This is a genomic window from Flexivirga sp. YIM B11880 (genome assembly GCF_058148645.1).
In genome coordinates this window covers 81,780-100,473 of record NZ_JBMAMH010000010.1, presented here as the reverse complement: position 1 = coordinate 100,473, position 18,694 = coordinate 81,780, and the positions used below count along the sequence as shown (strand labels likewise).

20 protein-coding genes are annotated in these 18,694 nt (G+C 64.7%); 1 reads left to right on the top strand and 19 read right to left on the bottom strand.

The window, feature by feature from the left end; translation table 11 throughout:
* Positions 1-6 precede the first annotated feature (6 nt).
* The 19 genes from ACN8HC_RS14740 to ACN8HC_RS14650 all read right to left on the bottom strand — a co-directional run bounded on the left by ACN8HC_RS14740 (position 7) and on the right by ACN8HC_RS14650 (position 17,908).
* A complete protein-coding gene (locus ACN8HC_RS14740; protein WP_490075594.1) occupies positions 7-756 on the bottom strand; it encodes a hypothetical protein in 750 nt (249 codons plus the stop codon).
* On the bottom strand, positions 756-1,733 hold the full coding sequence (locus ACN8HC_RS14735; protein ID WP_490075593.1) for a hypothetical protein: 978 nt from the start codon (positions 1,731-1,733) through the stop codon (positions 756-758). Before ACN8HC_RS14735 ends, ACN8HC_RS14740 begins: the two co-directional genes overlap by 1 nt.
* 161 nt (positions 1,734-1,894) lie before the next feature.
* Entirely contained in the window at positions 1,895-4,285 is a 2,391-nt protein-coding gene (locus ACN8HC_RS14730) for a phage tail protein (RefSeq protein ID WP_490075592.1), read from the bottom strand.
* Entirely contained in the window at positions 4,282-8,235 is a 3,954-nt protein-coding gene (locus tag ACN8HC_RS14725; protein ID WP_490075591.1) for a phage tail tape measure protein, read from the bottom strand. Before ACN8HC_RS14725 ends, ACN8HC_RS14730 begins: the two co-directional genes overlap by 4 nt.
* Before the next feature lie 153 nt (positions 8,236-8,388).
* A complete protein-coding gene (locus tag ACN8HC_RS14720) occupies positions 8,389-8,754 on the bottom strand; it encodes a hypothetical protein (protein WP_490075590.1) in 366 nt (121 codons plus the stop codon).
* Between the two features lie 8 nt (positions 8,755-8,762).
* Positions 8,763-9,113 carry a hypothetical protein gene (locus tag ACN8HC_RS14715; protein WP_490075589.1) on the bottom strand — a complete coding sequence of 117 codons (351 nt, stop codon included), beginning with the start codon at positions 9,111-9,113 and terminating at the stop codon, positions 8,763-8,765.
* A gap of 99 nt (positions 9,114-9,212) precedes the next feature.
* Positions 9,213-10,022: a phage tail tube protein gene (locus ACN8HC_RS14710; protein ID WP_490075588.1), complete on the bottom strand. Its 810-nt coding sequence runs from the start codon at positions 10,020-10,022 to the stop codon at positions 9,213-9,215.
* Between the two features lie 70 nt (positions 10,023-10,092).
* A complete protein-coding gene (locus ACN8HC_RS14705) occupies positions 10,093-10,542 on the bottom strand; it encodes a hypothetical protein (RefSeq protein WP_490075587.1) in 450 nt (149 codons plus the stop codon).
* Complete coding sequence (locus tag ACN8HC_RS14700; protein ID WP_490075586.1) at positions 10,542-10,865, bottom strand: hypothetical protein; 324 nt, start codon at positions 10,863-10,865, stop codon at positions 10,542-10,544. Before ACN8HC_RS14700 ends, ACN8HC_RS14705 begins: the two co-directional genes overlap by 1 nt.
* Positions 10,862-11,227 carry a hypothetical protein gene (locus tag ACN8HC_RS14695; RefSeq protein WP_490075585.1) on the bottom strand — a complete coding sequence of 122 codons (366 nt, stop codon included), beginning with the start codon at positions 11,225-11,227 and terminating at the stop codon, positions 10,862-10,864. Before ACN8HC_RS14695 ends, ACN8HC_RS14700 begins: the two co-directional genes overlap by 4 nt.
* Entirely contained in the window at positions 11,224-11,424 is a 201-nt protein-coding gene (locus ACN8HC_RS14690) for a hypothetical protein (RefSeq protein WP_490075584.1), read from the bottom strand. The genes ACN8HC_RS14695 and ACN8HC_RS14690 overlap by 4 nt, the downstream gene beginning before the upstream one ends.
* 225 nt (positions 11,425-11,649) lie before the next feature.
* Positions 11,650-11,988 (bottom strand): hypothetical protein, encoded by a 339-nt coding sequence (locus ACN8HC_RS14685; protein ID WP_490075583.1) that lies wholly within the window; start codon positions 11,986-11,988, stop codon positions 11,650-11,652.
* Positions 11,981-12,928, bottom strand: a complete 948-nt coding sequence (locus tag ACN8HC_RS14680; protein WP_490075582.1) for a phage major capsid protein — start codon at positions 12,926-12,928, stop codon at positions 11,981-11,983. The genes ACN8HC_RS14685 and ACN8HC_RS14680 overlap by 8 nt, the downstream gene beginning before the upstream one ends.
* A gap of 14 nt (positions 12,929-12,942) precedes the next feature.
* Positions 12,943-13,302: a capsid cement protein gene (locus tag ACN8HC_RS14675; protein WP_490075581.1), complete on the bottom strand. Its 360-nt coding sequence runs from the start codon at positions 13,300-13,302 to the stop codon at positions 12,943-12,945.
* Positions 13,295-14,554, bottom strand: coding sequence for a head maturation protease, ClpP-related (locus ACN8HC_RS14670; RefSeq protein WP_490075580.1), 1,260 nt, complete (start codon positions 14,552-14,554; stop codon positions 13,295-13,297). The genes ACN8HC_RS14675 and ACN8HC_RS14670 overlap by 8 nt, the downstream gene beginning before the upstream one ends.
* Positions 14,538-15,821, bottom strand: a complete 1,284-nt coding sequence (locus tag ACN8HC_RS14665; protein WP_490075579.1) for a phage portal protein family protein — start codon at positions 15,819-15,821, stop codon at positions 14,538-14,540. Before ACN8HC_RS14665 ends, ACN8HC_RS14670 begins: the two co-directional genes overlap by 17 nt.
* A gap of 17 nt (positions 15,822-15,838) precedes the next feature.
* Complete coding sequence (locus tag ACN8HC_RS14660) at positions 15,839-17,362, bottom strand: terminase large subunit domain-containing protein (protein ID WP_490075578.1); 1,524 nt, start codon at positions 17,360-17,362, stop codon at positions 15,839-15,841.
* The gene (locus ACN8HC_RS14655; RefSeq protein WP_490075577.1) at positions 17,319-17,624 is read right to left on the bottom strand and encodes a hypothetical protein; all 306 of its coding nucleotides are present in this window, start codon (positions 17,622-17,624) and stop codon (positions 17,319-17,321) included. The genes ACN8HC_RS14660 and ACN8HC_RS14655 overlap by 44 nt, the downstream gene beginning before the upstream one ends.
* 92 nt (positions 17,625-17,716) lie before the next feature.
* Positions 17,717-17,908 carry a hypothetical protein gene (locus ACN8HC_RS14650; protein ID WP_490075633.1) on the bottom strand — a complete coding sequence of 64 codons (192 nt, stop codon included), beginning with the start codon at positions 17,906-17,908 and terminating at the stop codon, positions 17,717-17,719.
* Here ACN8HC_RS14650 and ACN8HC_RS14645 point away from each other — a divergent pair.
* Positions 17,876-18,271: a hypothetical protein gene (locus ACN8HC_RS14645; RefSeq protein WP_490075634.1), complete on the top strand. Its 396-nt coding sequence runs from the start codon at positions 17,876-17,878 to the stop codon at positions 18,269-18,271. The two genes, ACN8HC_RS14650 and ACN8HC_RS14645, sit on opposite strands and share 33 nt — an antisense overlap.
* Positions 18,272-18,694: the final 423 nt, after the last annotated feature.

Genomic DNA, 18,694 nt, shown 5'->3' with positions numbered 1-18,694 from the left:
TATCTCCTAGTAGGGTGCGGCAGGCATCGGCTTATAGGCGGGAATCAACAAACACCACCAGTTCGACGGGGCCTTCGTGCCGTAATAGAACACTTGCCCGTCATTCGGGGAAATCCACCCGCCGATGACGTCTGTCGGGTCGGCACCAATGAACCCGTTCCAGAACTGTTCACTTTCGGGCCAGTAACCGTCGGGCATTTGCAGGATCGCCGTCTGACCGCCCGTCAGCGACGCCATGCCCGTGTTCGACATCATGCCCTTGAAATGCACCATGCCCGATGAGTCGAGCATCACTTGCGGGTCAAAACCGGCACCGTACTGGTCATCCGGGCGTTTCGCGAAACCCGAATTGATCGGCACGTCAACCCAGGCTATGTCACCGCCGGCCATACCCAACACGATGACGTTACGGCCCTGCAACTGCACCCACACGCGGCTGTAAGGCAGCATCCCGGTCGGGTCGATCAACGTGTCCGGCACCAACGGCAACGGCAGCGTGTCGCCGTCGAGGATGATCGACAACGGGGACGGGTTGACGACGGTCGCCCAATGGAACCGTGTTTCGACAGGTGAGCCGGCCGCGATTATGCCACCATCAGGGGCCGGCGCCGAAGGAACCGACATCGTCGTCCCCGGCGGACGGGTGACCGGGCCAGTATGGAAACGCGGATCAGCTGGTATCGACAGGGACGACCCCGGCGGCCGCTTCAGACCCGGCGGAAACGCGATCGGGCCAACATTGTTGAAGCCTCCCATCAGATCACCGCCTCCGAAAGGTTCGACTGACACATACCGGCCGGGTCAAGTGCCGTCGTCGTCGACGTCACATAGCAGAGCATGTCGAAATCGCCCCGCGAATCCGTGAACTGCACAGCCTGATTCATGCCCAGTGTTGGCAGCCACAGGTGCGAGATCGTGAAAGTCGACGTTACGGACATTGCCTGCGACATCAACATCAGCGCCTGCGAGTCGAGCGCGGCCTGCGACGTTGCTTGCAGGCTCGAATTGACCACCCACCGGCCAATCTGTGACGGTGCCGGGTTTGGGTTAGTCGCGACCGACGTGAGCGCCAGATTCGTCCCATCACCTTGCGCGATCGCCAACAAGAATTGTGGTATGCCGTACACGTCACAGTTGCGCGTGTAATCCGGTGACATCAACGAATCGCCGGGGGTGTCACTGAACGGGTTACGGCCGGTGAACAACGGGACACGCTGCGACGCCACCACATACGGCGTGCACTGGTACTGACCCGCACCATTGCACGACAGCGAGAAGTACCCTGACGCCGCCAAAAGGTCGTTGATGATCTGCAGGGTCGACGTGCCCAACGTCCACGCCATCGCCTTCACCAGCGACTCACTGTCCGGTTGGATCGCTTCCGTTGTGCCGCCCGCACCCTCGATCAGCGAGCAGACGGTGCCGATGACGTTTGCGCCGGCCGGCACCGCATAGGTGACCGGGTTACCGTTCGTGTCGGTCGGGATGTTCGTGTCCAACACGCCCAGCTTGTCGGTGAGCTGCACCGCCCACGACCTGCCGAAATCCGTCCATGTCTCCTGCGGTGCCGCCGGGATGAACACGCCCTGCGGGTACTCGGTGCCGTTGCCGGACGGGTCGGTCATCGTCAACACGGGACGGACCCGCACGTCAGTCCAGTCGACACCCTGCCCCAGGTCGGTGACGGTGATCGACCCCGACCCGTGGACCGCCGACGTCGAATCCTGCTGCACAGACCCACCCGGTTGCACGCCATCCAACGAACCGATGAGCCCGTCGCTGGTGTCGAGCAGGTCGAATCGGAACGAGTTCGCCCGCGGCTGCCAGAGCAGGTCGTCGGGGGTGAAAACCGGTGGCCCAGGGTAGAGCGCGTCAACCGTCTGGGGGAGCAGCATCAGCCCACCCCGCCGATCGTGTTCGGCCCCCACTGCTCGGTGAAGTTGTCTTGCGTGACGGTGAAAGACAGATCGGACCGGCCCGGGCGCGGGTCACTGACTTGCATGTCGCCGAGGTGCCCGAAGATCCGCCGCCCGGTGTAGTCCCGGTAACAGATAATCTCCGCCTCATCGGACATGTCCAGCCAGTCCGTCCCCGGAGAATCCCACACATAGTTCGGTTCAAGCGTCGGGTCTTTCGGTGTCATGGCCGAGGCGGTCACGGACACCACGCGGCTGCGGTTCTTGCCGAATTGAGCTGTCGGGTATGCCGTGCCCATCATCGGGACGGCGGCGCGCGAACCGGACCGCGTCTCCGACGTTGTCGTGTTCGTCTGGGTCGCCACAAGGTTGGAGAACGAGTCGCCCCATGAGACGAAGATCCAACCGCTGACCCACGGCAAACCGGACCCGTCCAACGTGCCCTGCGGTGTCGTCAGCGTGATCAGGTCATTGGCCCGATAGGCAGGCTCCGCGCTGATGCTGGTGATCCGGTATGTGTTGTCACCGGCAACGGTCGGCAGTGGGTCGATGAAGTCGACTGGCAACGTCAGGTCGGGTGCGAGCATCACCCACGTGTTGCCGCCGTCAAGGGACCGCTCGACGCTGGCCCCGACCGCGACGGTTTCGCCCGCCGCGGGTGTGCCGGCATCCAAGCTGATCAGCGCCGTACCGGTGAGCGGCTGATACGAGACGTCAGCGATGGTGGCAGCGGGTACCGAGAATGCCGGCGTGAAGCTGAGCGTCGCCGTTGTGACAGCGCCCAGCGCGCACGTCACCGTCAAGGTCAGGGTGTAAGCCTCGCCGTTGCCGTAGTGGGCGGGCAGCGCAACCGATGTCGCGGTGGTGCCATTGATCTGGTCAATGACGTTGCCGCTGGAATCACTTACAGTCACATCGAATTGGGACTGCGGCGACGACTCGGCCTGAGAATACGTCCACGCCGCCGTCAGGTGCCCGGTGGTGGGCGCCGCAACCGGTGACGTGATCGTGACCACCGGAGCGGATACACCCGTGAATGTCAGCGCATTCGACCACGGCCCGAAACCGGCCGACGCGACGCCCTCGTCCTGCACCTGGAGCTGGTACGTCTGCCCATTGGTGAGAGTCCCCGCCGGGAGCGTGTAGGAGGTGACGGTCGACGCCTGATTGGTGACCAGCGCCGTCCACGTCGATCCGCCGTCGGTCGAATGGCGGATCGAGAACGCGGACATGTCTGCGCCGTCGCCGCCGTCGTGGTGCGCCCAGGTGATCGTGTTGGCTTGGGATAGGTCGGGCGGTGTGCCAGCGCCGATGCTGAGGTTGTCCGGTGCGAGGGGCGCGACGATCGTGTTGACAGTGTTCGACGTCGCCCACGTCGAGAACAGGTCAACATCATCGAACGTGCCCGCCACGTGATGCGCCCGCACCTGGTACGTGTTCGAGCCCGCGCCCGGAGCGGTGTCTGTCCACCCCGTCGATGATGGCGACAGGCCAGTCTTCACGGACGCGTAAGCACCGCCATTGACGGACCGGTACACCTCGACCGTCGTCGCGCCGAGCGTGTAGCTGTTCGGGGTCCACGCCACGATGATCGACGTGCCATCGGAGCTGACGTGCGCCTTCACCGACGACGGGGCGGCCGGGATGCCGAACAGGTAGCTGCCCGATGGCACCGCCACCCATGCCGACACACCAGCGGAGTTGATGGCCCGGACGCGCGCCTGCCATGCCCGGTTAGCGGTTCCGAACGGTGTCGCGTACTTCGTCGCGCCGCCGGTAGTGGTGTACGACCCCGCCGACCCGTACCCGGTGAGCGTGGTGCCGTCCCACCGGGCAAGCTGCACCTGCATCGACGAGTACGGTGCGGCCGCAGTCGAATGCCGCGTCCACGACGTCACAACCGTGTCAGACGACCCCGACCCGTCACCCTGCCAGCCCAACGCCACGCCGGACGGTGCAGCAGGGGCCGCGAACGGGCGGGCCGGGATGTTCGTCGTCACGATCTTGTACGGCGACGACCCGTTCGAGGAGCCCGCGATCGACGCACTGAAACTGGCCGTACCCGGTGAACTTCCGTACTCGCTCGACCCGTACGTGTACGTGAAGGTGCGGGTCGCGACAAGGTGCGCTTTGCCGTCCGGGCCGCCACTGGTCCCGAAATTGTTGAAGAAGGTAGCCGACCCCGAGATCAGGCCGCCACCGAAATTGATCGTCTCGTTGTCGCTGTACCAGTAGTAGTCGCCCACGTAGTAGTTGATCGTGGCAGTCGCCGTCGACGACGAATTCGACACCGATGACCATGACACGTCAATGCCGACGCGGATTCCGTTGCCGGACACCATGTCGTACGGGGACCACTGGATGCTCACGCGAGGACCCCTCCACTGCGAGCCGTGGCCCGATTGCTCATAGTCGCCGCCATTGCCAGTTGCGCGTCGTGCTGCGCCGCGCCGTGGTAAGTGCCCTGGTACGAGCCGGCCATCACCGCGTCCGCGATCCGCTGCACGTCGGCATCAGACATGCCATGCTCATCAGCGCGAACAAGACGCTCCGGACGCCCCAGACGGTTGTCCACCACGTTCCGGCCCGGCGCCAGAACACCGCCATGATCGAACACCGGGACGGAATCCACCACACCGCCGCGGGCGTAACCCCAGTGCACGTGATTCCCGTGCTCCGCGACAGTCACCGACGGCTGCGGGTACCAGTGCCCGTCGTAGATGCCCATGTTCCCGAACGCCGGCGTGTACAGCAACTGCGTCATCGGGCCCGCGCCATAGTTCGCCGCGATCCACCGCGCAATCGTCTTCAGCAACGGCACCGACCCGCCGATGTCGATGGCGCGACCGATCGCGTGCATCGACTGCTGACCGCTCCCGGCGACGATCGCTCCGGGACGGTACGCCGACGTCAGGACCGCGCCCGGGAAGTGCGAATGGATCTGCTCCCACTGCCAGCGCCACCCCTTGCCGCCCCCGATGTTGCCCGTGCTGCCAGGGCCACCAGTCCCACCGAGACCGACAGCACCCAGGATGCTCTTACCGATCGAGCTCGCCATCGACTTCAGGCCACCATCGGCGACCTGCGCTGGCCACGAGTTCCCGATGCCGCCCAACAGGTGGCCGATGATCCGCTCCACGGCCTGCACTGGGTGCGCCAGAATCTCCGCCGCATCCTTCGCCGCATTCCACGCACCGGACGCGACACTCCCGATCGTGTTGCCGATGTTCCCGATGATGCCGCCGATCGAGAAACCGCGCTGGTACGGGCCGAGCGGCTTTCCCGACAGTGCGGCCGCGTTCACCGCGAACAGGCGGGCCCGCTCGTACGGGTCGCGCATCGCCTCGGAGACGTAGACGCCCTCACCGCGGCGCATCGGCACCATCTGGTCATCACCTTGGTGCACCCGCGACATGCCCGGCAAGATCCCGCCACGCGCCATGCCATGCGTGCCCGGCTGGTGGCCGCCACCGTGACCAACCGGCGCACTGCTGCTACCACCGGTGCTGATCTTCGGGATCATCGGCAGCCGCAGCTTCACGCCCGGCACCGACGACATGATGTTGTTGAAGCCCTTGATGAAGTGGTCGTCGATGAACCCGATCACGACGTTGATCGGCGACGCGATCACCGACACCAGCCCGTGCCAGGCGTCACCGATGCCGGACACGGTGTCGGAGAAGGCCGTCTTCAGGTTCTTGATGATCGACTGGAACGCGGAGATCACCGGGTGAATCTTCGAGGTGTACACCTGGTGTATCCCGGACCCGATCGCGTTCCACGTCGGGTGAATGACGCTGTCCCATAACCAGTTCGCCCAGTGGCCCATCGTTTTGAACCCGGAGATGATGAAATCAAGGTACGGCTTGACACCCTTGTTCCACAGCCACCCGGTGAAGTCACCGATCTTCTGGAACGTCGGCTGGATCGCGCTCGACCACAGCCACTTGCCCCAGCCTCCAACGGTTTTCAGGCCGTAACTGATCCCGTCCAGGGACGGCTTTATCGCGACCTTCCACAACCATCCACCGAAGTCGCCGATCTTCTGGAAGAACGGGTGAATTGCGCTGTTCCACAGCCACATCACGCCCCAGCCGACCAGCTTCCACTCCGCAAGCCACAGCGCGAAGATCGGACCGAGCACGTACCCCCACAGGAACTTCCCGGCGGCCGCAATGAAATCGAACGCCGGTTTGATCGCCATCTCGTACAGCCAGGTCGCCCCGGCACCGACCGCGGATATGCCCGCCTTGACCCCCGACCAGGCTGATTCGAGCGTGTGCCACACCCACAGGCCCGCGTTGCCGAGCGCGTGAAACGTCGAATCCAGTGCCGGCCACGCCGTTTTCTGCCACCAGTCGACCACAAATGAGATCGCAGTCTTTATCCCGGACCAGGCAGCATTCACCGCGTCGCGGAACCAACCGACCTTGTTGTAGGCGATCACAAGACCAGCGGCCAACGCTGCGAGACCAATCAGGATCAGCGTGATTGGGTTCGCATCCATGGCCGCGTTGAAAGCCCACACCGCCACCGAGGCCGCGAGTAGTCCGCCGGCAACCATCGCCAGGCCCTTGACCAGTGCTGGGTTCTTCTGCGAGAAACTCATCACCGCGGTGACGCCGTTCGCAATACCGGTCGTCATCTTCGTCAGGGACGGCAGGAACGCCGTCGCCATCACCATGCCGGCGTTCTTGATCGAGTTCTTCATCCGGTCCTGAGCAACCGCCGCCGTCTGCTGGGTTGCCTTCCATCCTTCGACCTCGTGCGCGTTGTCTGCATAAGACTTCGAGATCGCATCGGTGCGCTTCTTCGTCGCCTCCGCAGATGTACCCGTCAGCATCAGGGCAGTGTTGAGGCCGGTCGCGCCACCCATCATCTTCTTCATGGCCTCGGAGTACGTTTGCGACCCCGGCAGGCCCTGCTTGATGGCGTCGTTGAACCCGGTTGCCCTCTTCTGCAACGTGGCCCACTGGCTGATCTGGTTGTACTGCTCCGGCGCGAGGTTCTCCTTGGCCTCCTTGATCCAGTCCTTGTACGACTCCGACCCGTTCTTGAACGAGGTGGCAAGCTTCTTCGCTGCCGGCGAGAGGGCGTTGTACATCTGCTCAGCCGACTTCGCCGCCGACGTCGACGTGTAGAACGTGTTCAGCAGCAACTTGCCCGACGGCCCCATTTTCTTCAGGACCGTCTCGGACAACTGCTCGATGGTGCCCTGCAGGCCGCGCTTGCCCAGGTGGGTTGCCACATCCTGTGATGAGATCCCCAACGAGCCCATTTCCTTGACTGCCACCGCGTTCGGGGCAGATAGGGACCGGATCGAGAACGCCAGCTCTTGCGTCGCCTCCTGCGCGCTCGTGCCGTGCGAGGTGAGGGTGCCCAGGTCGCCGGCAATGTCCGCGAAACTGATGTGGTTCGCGGCCGCGATCGGCAACACCGTCGACAACGACCCGGCGAAGTTCTGCATCGACGTCTTCGACTGCGCCGCAGCGGTTTTCATCTCGTTCATGACCCGCACCGACTTGTCCGCGGACAGGCCGTAGGAGTTCATGATCGACGTCATCGCGTTGGTGACGGTTCCGAGGTCGGCGTTCTCCTCCTTGGCACCCTTCGCTGCGGCGTCGAGGATCTTCAGCCCGCTCGCACCCCGGTACCCGGCCTTCTCGATCGTGTACATGCCCTCGGCGAGCTGGTCCGTGGTGGTGCCGGTATCGTTTGAAATGTCAACGATGCCCTTGCGGATGATCTCCAGGTTCGACTTGGTCTCACCCGCAGCCGTCACCAGGACTGAGGTCGCCTTCTGGAACTCGGTGGCGCCCTTGATGGATTCGCCGGTGAACTTCGCCAGCTCGAACGCACCGAAAAGGCCAGCCATGCCACCGACAGCCTTCGCGAAGCCACCCAGCTTCGACGTCATCGAGGTAGCACCGCCCGAGACCGTCGCAGCCACAGCCCGGAAACGGCCGCCGGCAGTTGCGGACGCCGTGCCCATGCCCGCCGTAATTGCAGCCGCGCGCTGCTGCGCAGCCGACAACTCCGTCGACGCCGCGCCCGCAACCTCCGCAGCAGACGCCGAACGACGCTGCGCGGACGCCAACAACTCCTCCGCGCGCGCCATCTGCGACGCGGATGCGGTGCCCTTTTCCCGCAACTCTGCCAGCCGTTGCGCCGCGACACGCTCTTTCCCGTTCGCGTCCGCCAACTTCCGGGACGACGCGACCATCTTCGCGTTTGCCTTTTCGACCGCCGCCGCCGCCGCCTCGGCCGCCGCCTTTACCTGCGCCGACATAGGAGAGATGCCGGTGCGGATGGCACGCATCAGTGCAGTCGAGAACGACTCACCCGTTTCCCGGCCACGCGCCGCGACACCCGAAACTGACATTCCTGCACGGAGAGTCGCCTTGAATCGACTCATGTCCGGCAAAACGGGCATCCAGACGGCACCAGACTCAATAGGCACGGGTTCACCGCCTCACGTGTTCAGTTGGGGCACAACATTTTCCGCGAACCAGTCACGGGCCTGCACGGTCGCGGCAGCCTTCTCGGCCGCCTCACGCTCACGCTCCGCACGCTCCCACGGCCGCGGCATACCCGGCGGCATCTCCGGAACCGGATCGCCCTCGGCAATGTGCGCCCGGGCGTAATCCCAACGACCCCACAGGGATTGGTCGTAGACGGCCGCGAGCAACTCCTGTACCTGCGTCCACGCGTACAGGTGCTGCACAAGGATGCGGAGAGCGTTGAGCGTGATCTCACCGCGAGCGAACTCGGCGAACGGGTCCCGAGGCGCGTACTCCTGACACAGGGCAGCGCGCGTGTCTTCGGGCCATTCGCCCATGAGCCCGCTCAGGTGGTAGGGGTCCCCTCACCCGGTGTCTCACCCGACATGCGGTCCTGTTCACGCTTGATCGCGTACATGACGTACATCGACTGCCCGCCGGCCTCCCGGAACCGTTCCCACGATCCCTTGCCGTTGCGGGCCTCGATCATGACCTTCGCGATCTCGATCTGACCCTGCACACCGTCCAACGCTTCAACGGCGTCATCGGGTTGACCCTGCGGGTGGTAGACGAACCACTCTTCGCCGTCGTCGGACTCGAACACCTTCAGGTCGGCGAACTCTTCCCGGATCATCGCCTCAAGCTGGGCGCGGCGGTAGAAGTTGTCCTCGTTCTTTTTGCGGAGTGCAGCAGGCATGGAGATTCCTTTGATTCGTGATGGTTTCGGAGATTCCAGGGTGGTGACCGGGTGGCGGCGGGAATCTCCGGATTTTCGCCGCCACCCGGCGTTTCAGAGTCAGGACAGGCGCGTCCAGACCACGGTGCCGTCGGTGACAGTGCTGCCGACAGCCGGGTTGGTCGGCGCAGTCGAACCGGACGTGCCCTGAGTGGTGCACTCCAGCACCGCACCCGAGTTCGTCACCTCGTCGTTCACGGAGTAGGCGGTGGTCGCTGCCCACGCGTTCAGCCCGGCAGACCCGACCAGTTTCGCCATGCCCGGCCCGTTCAACGCGAGTGCGTAATCGGTGCCGTACGTCGAGTCGAGGTTGCAGTTGAACGTCGCATCCAGCTGGTACGACGTTGACCGGGCCACCGTCTCGTCACCCTGCGCCGACAAGATCCCGTTCGGGACGATCTGCGCCATGGTCACGTTGTAGTTGGTGTCTCGTGCGATCACGATCATCCGCCGCGGCGGCTGAATCCCGCTCGCGTCACGCTTGTTCGCGACCCCACCCACCGTGAACTTGGCGGCCGCGGCCGCGAGAGTCAGTCCCTCACGCAGCGCGAACGTAACGAGGTTGAACTCCTCGAACTTGCACTTCAACGTCACCTGATCGTCCGTCACATCCGTGCGGATCGTCGCCAACGTCTGCCACGCCTGCTCGTTGTCCACCGACAGCGACCGTGACCGGGTGATGCCGTCACTGGTCAGCAGGCCACCTGACGTGTACCCGGCCGGGATCGTCAGGGTGCCGTCGGCGGCGATCAGCCCGTCAGGGTCCGGCGCGGTGGCGGTCTGGTCGGCGAACAGGATGCCGCCGACCTGAAACTTGAGATCCGCCTGCGCGTTGAGAGCCTGGAGCGTCTCGACTGAGGTTCCAGTCATGTTCGTTACTCCTCCATAGGAAAAGCCCCCTCGGCGTGTCCGAGGAGGCTTGCGGTTGTTGCGTTTTGCGTCAGGCGGTCGCCTGTGCGCGGGCGGAGATTCCATACGTCGCAATCACACGACGCAGAGATGGGTTGGTGTGCTGCACGACACCCATGCAGTTGACGAGCCGCACGTCATCGAACGTGCCGACGGCTGTTCTCTGGGTTCGGGCGCGCATCATCCACGCGTGCGCCTGGTGGTACAGCGTCCACGCGTCGGCGCGGGTCGCGCCGTAGCACTGCAGGTCGACCATCATGGACTCGGTGACCGAATCGCCACCGATTCCCTGACCGGAGGTGACGGCGTTGACCAGCACCAGCGGCAGCATCATCGACGCGTCCGGGCTATCAGTGCCGAACGTGGTATTCGTCTCGGTGCGAATATTCACGCCGGGCATATTCGGCTTCAGCCAGGAAATGGTGAGCGCTTCCGGGTCAGGCCAAACATCAAGCCCGCCAGTCTGATACGGGAGAGTCATCACATTCCGACATCCGGCCAGAGCGGCACGCCAGCAGCCTTGCCAAGGATCCGGGCCGCCTCGGTGCCGGTGTCGCCGAACTCGACCGCCGTCGCGTCCGGGTGGTCGATCACGACCGCGATCTGCCCGCGACCCCTCGGCCGCACGCTCGTCACCGTCGTCGCGTCCGCCAGCTCCGGGTGACCCGACTCGACAGCGATGCGCTTCGCTTCCTCGGCGATCTTCTCCGCAAGCGCCTGAGCCGCCTTCGACTCCATCGCGAGCTGCGAAATCTCAGCGATCTGCTGATGCGTACCACCAATGAACCGGACCATCTCACTCACCCGCTCCAACGCTTCAAGTACGTCTCCGCGAACCCATCGCCGTAGTCGTCCGGCTCCCACGTCATCACGTCACCGTCGACCTGCAACTTCAAGCCGCCGAAATCGATCTCATCCGTGGGACGCACATCCGACCCGTACGGCATGAACAGCCGCCACTTCGAGATCACCACGTCCTCGGTCGGTGTCTGCGCCTCCGACGTGTTCCGCGCCACGAACGGTTGCACGTTGCACCCGTCGATCGGGGTCCTCGTCGGCGCACCCGGGACCGCGTTGCCGTACGCGTCCTCATCCCCCGACGGGTTGGCACGGACTACGATGATCGTGTCGTTGCCCAGCGGGGAGCCGTCAACGTCGCCGCTCATAAGTAGTAGGGGTTCGCCGGACCCCACCCACCCCACGGATACGCCGGGTCCGGCCAGCACTGCGCCGCCGGGAATGACCCCTGCGGCAAACCGACCGTGTTGTACCGGGCGCGCGCCGCAGACAGGATCGCCTGCCGTTTCGCCAACTCGGTCGGCTCCCACGCTGTGACCACGCCGCCGGTTTGGCGTTGCGTCATCGACTTCGGGTTATTGACGTAGCAGAGCGCCGAAAGCTCTAGGCACCATGACCGGAGATCCTCCGGGATGATGTCCCCGAGGTCAGTCGTCGGCCACGGGTCCATCCGGGTCTCCGCGAGCAACCAGCCCTCAGAGATCCGGATGGACGCCGTAGCCCGAGCATCGTCGAGAGTGCGACCCATCCACGTCCCGAGATCGTCGGGGGCGATGAGCGGCATGCCCGGTCAGCCCTTGAACCGCTCGACCAGCTGGTCCTTCGTGGACGACTCAGCCTCGTCCTGCGGGACACCCTGGGAGACGGCGTACGTCACCCACTCATCCTTGGATGCTACCTTCGCGGGCACCTTCGCGGACGGCTCCGGAACGCCAGCGTCGGCGCGACCCACGAGACCAGCCGGGGCCGGGTCTGCCTCGACCACTAGGCCGAGGTTCAGCAGGTGCTCCAGGTGCTTCTCGGCGGCATCCTCGGGGACCGCCGACCCGCGCAAACAGGTAGCGGTGGACCCGTCGGTCCGGTCGACAAGCGCCATCGGTGCGGCAACCACGTACCCCACGTCAGACACCCACCTGTGCGGTCGTCAGCAAGCAACCAGCGCCCGGCTCCACAACCATCGGCGCACGCACCAGGCGAGACTGGACGACCACGCCGTCCTTGTCGTCATCCCGGAACCGCTTCGCCTCCACGCCGCCGGAGTCACCGTCAGGGTCAGCCGACCCCTGGTAACCGCCGCCGAGGTTCTCGAACGCGATCGACCCGAGCATCGTGGAGTCCGCCACGACCGCAGAAATGCCCGACGGCATGTTCGTGGTCTTCAGATACGACACGCCCGCGATCCGGGCCATGTTCCCCGACGAGATGACGTTGTTCGCCTGCTCGCGGGGCATGTAGTCCAGCACCGCGGCGCGGGAGATCGCGTACACGAACGCGGTCGGGTTCATCGCCACCACGTTCGCGGTGTAACCCTTGTTCTGCGAGTCGATCTGCGCACCGGCGAGACCGATGTCCACGAACGGGTTCGCGGTGCCGGTGTTCCATGCAGCGACCACGTTCTGGGTCTGGGTGACCTTCGACGCAACAGCCGCCAAGGTCAGACCATCCGCCTTGAACACGAGCGTGTTGGCGATCTTGATCAGGTTCCGCATGACGGTGTCGATGCGGTTGTGGGCGATGGCCTCGTCGCTGATGATGGTCTTCAGACCATCCTTCAGCGGCTTCACCGTCGCCAGCGTGCCCGGCGTGGTCTCCGTCAGCGGGTACTCTGCCAGCGGGGCCACCGTCGCCGACTGCGAGTCCGCGAAGATGTTCTCCGCGATCTCGTAGATCGTCGCACCGGTTCCCGTCAGGTCGACACGGCCAGTGAGCAACCGGTGCCCGATGAGGCGCTGCTGCACGATGGTGTTCAGCAGCCGGTAGATCCGTCGCGGGTCCGCGACGAGCCACTGAACGGTGATCGCCTGACCATTGATGGTCGGGATCGGGAAATCGTAGGTGGTGTCAGGCATCTCCTGGTCTCCTGTCAGAACCGGAGGACCGCGTCGACCAGCGCGCCAGAAGCGGCGGCTGACCAAGCGTCCCCGATGTAGAGGTTGGCGTTGTCGGTGCCCGACACCCACGGCGCGACGGTGCCGCCCGCGGTGGCCTTGAGCGGTTGACCCGCGGTCACGGCCGCGCTCGTCTTGAGACGCTGCACGCCCTCACGGATGACCGTGAAGGGCGCCCCGGCCACGGCGTCCTGGCCGGCGACACCGGCCACGCACGAACCGGCCGCAGCGACCGCACCGTTCACGTCGACCAGCAGACCGCCAGTCACACCGCCGGTGCCGGCAGTGAAAGTGACACTGTCGCCGGGGAAATACTTCGGCAGGTAATCAGCCACGGAGGAACGCCTCCTTCGTCAGGCCGGTCATCCGGGCCAGGGCGCTCGCCTCGGCGTCGTTGATCGGCTGGTCGGTTGTGTCGTCGTCGAGACCGACAGCGGTCCCGAGTTCGTTGACGGGGACGAGACCCGGTTCCAGGGAGTTGAGGGTCGTCTCCTCCTCCGGGTCCGCCTGCAAGCGGTTCAGCCACGCTTCCCGGCGGGCCGGGGCGATGCGGCCGGTACGGACCGCCTCGTTGACGACCTGCTCCCGGTGATCGGTCTCCTGCTGCAGTCGAGCTTGGTGCCCGGCCTCAGCGTGCGCACGCAGCTCGTCCAGTTGGGCGGCGTCGATCGCGACGACCCCTTCCGGCAACTGCGTGGTGTTCTGCGGTTCCGCCCGCTCGTCGAGGGCCTCGTCCACGGCGGCGAGGATCGTCGCCTCGTCCGCGTCGTCGGCCAGACCGAGCTTCTGCCGCAGGGTTGCAGTCGATTCGTCGCTGAAAGCCACGATCGTGCTCCCTTCCTTGTCGGTTTCCTTGGTCCCGTCCGCGGATGCGGCAGCGGGGGTATCGGTGCGCGCGTTGCGCGGCGCGATGGGTGGTGCGGGCGCTTTGGAGCGGCCCGCGTAGTTGAAGATCGACAGGTCGAACCGGTTCTTCGTCGACGTGTCGCCGGTTTCCTTGGCCTGCACCTTGTCGGCCAGGCCGGCGTCGACGGCCTCCTGCGCCGAATACCATGTTTCGGCCTTCATCGCGGCGCGCCAGTCCTGCACGGTGCCGCCGGCGCGTTCGGCGTAGATCGACGCGATATTGTCACTCATCGTGTTCAGCCGGTCAGCGAACTCGGCCATGTCGTCCGGTCCGCCGATCACCAGACCCGACGCGTCGTGGATCATCAGCTCGCTATTGCGTGCCATGGTGATCGTGTCGCCCGCCATGGCGATGAACGACGCCGCGGACGCGGCGATCCCATCGACGGTCACGTTCACGGTGGCGTCGTGGTTGCGCAACGCGTTGAGGATCGCGATCCCGTCGTACACTTCTCCGCCGGGAGAGTTGATGTGCAGGTTGATGGTTCCGACGTCGAGCGCGCCAAGCTGGTTCGCGAAATCCTGTGCGGTGGTGCCCCAAAAACCGATCTCGTCGTACAGCATCACGTCAGCGGACGCGCTGGCATTGCCCGTCGCTTTGTTCACGACGATCCGACACCAGTCGTCCCCGGCGCCCTCGCGGCGGTGGCGCATCATCATGCGCTCATGCGGATTGGGCATCGTTTCCTCCTGCAGGGTCGGCTGGGACGGGGCGCGTCTCCGGGTCGGGCATCGGCAGCCCATACCGCAGGCGCACGAACTGCTCCAGCGGGAAGTCGGGGGATAGGACGCCCGCCTGGGCGAGCATCAGCAACGCTTGCGCGGTCGCGTCATGCTGGGCGCCGATGTCGTCACACACCAGCCGCGGCGCCGGCTCATCCGGACCCCAGTTCAGGGTCACGATGTCCTCGATGACATGCCGGGTCACCACGTCACAGACGTGATCCGCGATGGTCTGCAGCGACATCGCAAAGAAGTCCTGGAACGTCGACCCCAGGTTGTAGGAACCGGTCGCGCTCGACGTCTGCGTGCCAAGGTTCAGGAAGTGCGCCAGCATCGCGCGAGCGATCTGCTGGTCGTGGTAGTTGATCGGCTCCATCGCGTTCGGGATGGTGCCGGTAACGCCCATCAGCGAGAGCTTCGAACCGGCCGGGATCGCGGTGCCCGAGTTATCACCGGATCGAATACTCGTGGCCGTCTTCAACCCGGCGTCGATGTCTTGGCCGTTCATCTCCAGTGACCCCTCATACACCGGGATGCCCATGCCGTTCCGGTCGATCGCCTGCGCCTGCACCCGCAACAGGCGGTCCTTGATCAACCAATGCTTGTACGCGGGCCGCAACAATGACGTGCCGAACCAGTTAGCGCCCTCCATCTCGTGCACGTACGCAACGAGACGACGAACCGGGATCGTGGTCGACATCGACCCCGTCGCCAACGGTGCGATCTGCTCGATCGACACCAGGCCGCCGTCCGAGGCGACGTTGATCGCGTACAGGGTGCGCGGCATCCGTGGTGACAACTTCGCCAGCCGGGCCTGCCCCGTCGAAACGTCGTAGACCTGCTCGAAAAACATGTGCCCGTACCGCAGCATCAGCAACGCCTGCCGGACGTGGTCGTTCCATGAGAACGGCGCTCGTCGCCCGGTCGCCGCAGCCGGGTCACGACCCACCACCGGCAACCCGAGATCCTCCGACACCAGCCGGATGACCTCCTCGGACGCGCCGGCCGGGTCCACCCGGTACTGTGCGCGCCGGATCGGCAAGCACACGGCGCGCATGATCGCCGACACCTGCGAGTCCTCGCGGTACATCTGGTCGTAGATCCGCAGGTTGTTCGGCCACAGCAGTGCTGCGGTGATCTCGTCGGCGTCATACGAGCCCTGGTAGAAGGTCTGGCCGTAAGGGTTGACGTAGCCGATCTCGCGAGTGGGGACACGTTGCGCCATATGGTCACGCCCTCCCTTCAGAATCCTGCGGTTGCCAGATCGTCGGCCCTCACGGCGGTTGATGTCGCTGATGCCTCACGTTGCGGGGTGACCAACCTCCGCGGTGGCCGGTAACACTTCGCGTAGCCGTACCGGGCCAGCGTTGCCGCCACCAACGGCGTGATCTGCGCCTTCCCGCGCCGGTTCCACGCCCACGCGTCACCCAACTTGCGGGTATCCGCAGCAGCTACCGCGGCGTTCAATGCCGGGTCGTCCAGGTGCGCTAGCAGGCCAGCTTCAGCGTCGTCGTAGAAGCCACCGCACGCCTGCCCCAGCTCGGCCGTCGTCGTCATCGTCGGCTCGATGCCCTCAGCTTCGAGCGTCGTCTGAAATGCTGCCGCCGCGGACGCTCGATCAATCACCAAAGCGACCGGGTCGTTCGCAAGAACCAACTCCGTCAGCACGCTCGGAACCCATCCGAGGCCGCCGCCGGACGCGACGATCTCCACCTGCATCCGGCCCACGTCCGTCACGCCGGCCACCGCCACCGATGCAAACCGTCGATCCGGGGACACGTCAACGCCGATCGCGACCGTGCCGACAATCGTCGACGATCGGGGAACCTTCAGCGATCCCCACTTGGGCAGGACTCGCTCCGCGTCCTCTTCATCCCAGACGCCCATGCCCTCGCGGACGAACGACTCCGGGCCAAGCTTCTTACGCATCCGCATGATTGCTTCGAGGGGCGTGTCATCCGGGAAAGACGGGTTCGCCTTCGCGATCTGCCGTAGATCCTCGTCGCTCAGGGGCCGCGGCGCCGGTGTCGGCGTGTACCCCGGATCGGCACCCATCTCGACCCATGCCGTGTCGTCATCTTCGCCGGACAACGCCTCCGAACGCATCCGCGTAAAAACCTCGGACGGGTTCTCCGGCTTCGGGGGCGTCCCCATGTACAACTGCAGTGCGCCCGTGTCCTGGCGCGATTGGTTCGTCGCCGGCACCATGTCGTCGAGCGCGTTGTCCGTGAGGATCTGCGCCTCATCGAAGATGAGCACGTCGACCTCGTCGAAACCACGACCGAAGCCGCGTTCACGAGCACCAAACAAGATCCGCGACCCGTTGCGGAACTCGATCGCGCCCTCACCCGAACCGAGAACCGTGCGCAATATGTGGGGGGCTATCTTCTTGCGCCGCGCGAAACCGCGCATCTTCTTGAACGTCTCTTCGGCAGTCCGCAACCGGTGCGCCGTCCAGATCACAGTCAGGTTCGGTCGCAACAAACACAGCGCGAAGATGATCGCGCCGACCAGGAACGTCTTTCCCACCTGGCGAGGGATCGACAATCCCGTGCCGCCGACCGTCGCCGCATACTTCCCATCGGCGCGCTTCGCCAGAATCAACTTCCCGACTGGGACCTGCCACGGCCGGAACCTCACACCAAGATCCGCACACTTCGCCGCCACCGCCGGCCAGCCCGTCGAGACGATCCCGGCCGGCGCGACCACATGACGTGCGAACTCAGAGAGCTTCGGAGCTGAACTCCTCGTCGGCGACCGCTGCATTCTCGGCCTCCTCCTGCCGAGCGGCGGCGTCGAGAGCCTCGATCTCCTTCGCGATGTCCTGCAGCCGACGCGTCAACGCGGCGAGATCACGAGGCGGGCAATTCGGATCCGCAACAGCCTTCGCTATCCGCGTGCGCATCGCGACAAGTAGTTCGCGATGGTCCCCAAGTTCGGCAGCTTCCGAAACCGTGAATTTCCTTTCAGGAGAGCGGGTTTCATCATCCTTGACCGCCCGAATAATGGTGTTCTGTCGACGCGCCATGACGAAACCACCCCCGGATTGGCGTTGGAAAAAACGAAACGGATAGAAAACGTGACCACCGGCGGCGGTCAGTTCGTTGGCTCGCCGGATTTTTAGGCGGGGGTGTCTTTGGTAAACCAGTCGCGCGACGTGACGCCGGCCGTCCACGAGTTCGTGTCAGTCGGGACGCGCGTTCCGTTTCCGCGTGATTCGTTGCACCATGCGTGTAGCAGCCGGTCAGCTTTGGTGCCGCCGAGCGATCGTGGGATCGAATGGTCTGCTTGCAATGGTTGCGTTTTGTACATTGGTTTGCCGCAGTGTTCGCAGAGGTCGCCGTCGTGGTGTTTGGCGAGGAGTGCGCGCCGTTGCTTCTGGTGCTGCCAGCCGAGGCCGCGCTGGGTGGTGGTTGCCATCGGCACTCACCGCCTATTGACGTCGTGGCTACCATTCGCCTCATGGGACGAGACAAGAAGAGCCATGACCTGTTGCTTGCTGAGAACAGGTGGACGAGCGGCCGTAAGGATCGCCGCAACGCTGAGCGTGCGGTTGAGAACCTGGATCAGAACGACCGGATCATCGGGTTGTTGACTGAGCAGAATGCGTTGCTGTCACGGCAGAACGAGATGCTCGACTTCCTGTGTCGCAGGATTGACCCGCCGCGCATGTGAGGTTTGTCCTGCAATCATATCCATGGACGACGGCGCGGTGCTCGTGACACAAGGGCTTGATTGGGAACTGCTTCCCGCACTCGGGACAGTCCCAGCCGCACCAGCAGCGACCTGGGGTCACACGGTCACACTGAGCGCAGTCACGACGAACCCCTTGCCGGATCGCCGCAGCCTTGATGCGCTCGCCATGGTGGTGGCACACGAACAACGGTTCGTGGGTGCCCTTGCGCAGCGCATAGGCGGCCTGGCATGGGCATCCACAGTCGAGGACTGGGTTAGCCATGGTGTCGCTGGAAGGTGATGGTTGTTCGCTGGCATGACCCGCACCAGCCGGACGCGCGGACGTGGAAGCACCGGACGCACACGTAGAAGGTCACGGTCACCTCCGGGTATGAGAAACGCGCGGCCTTCCCGTGATCTTGG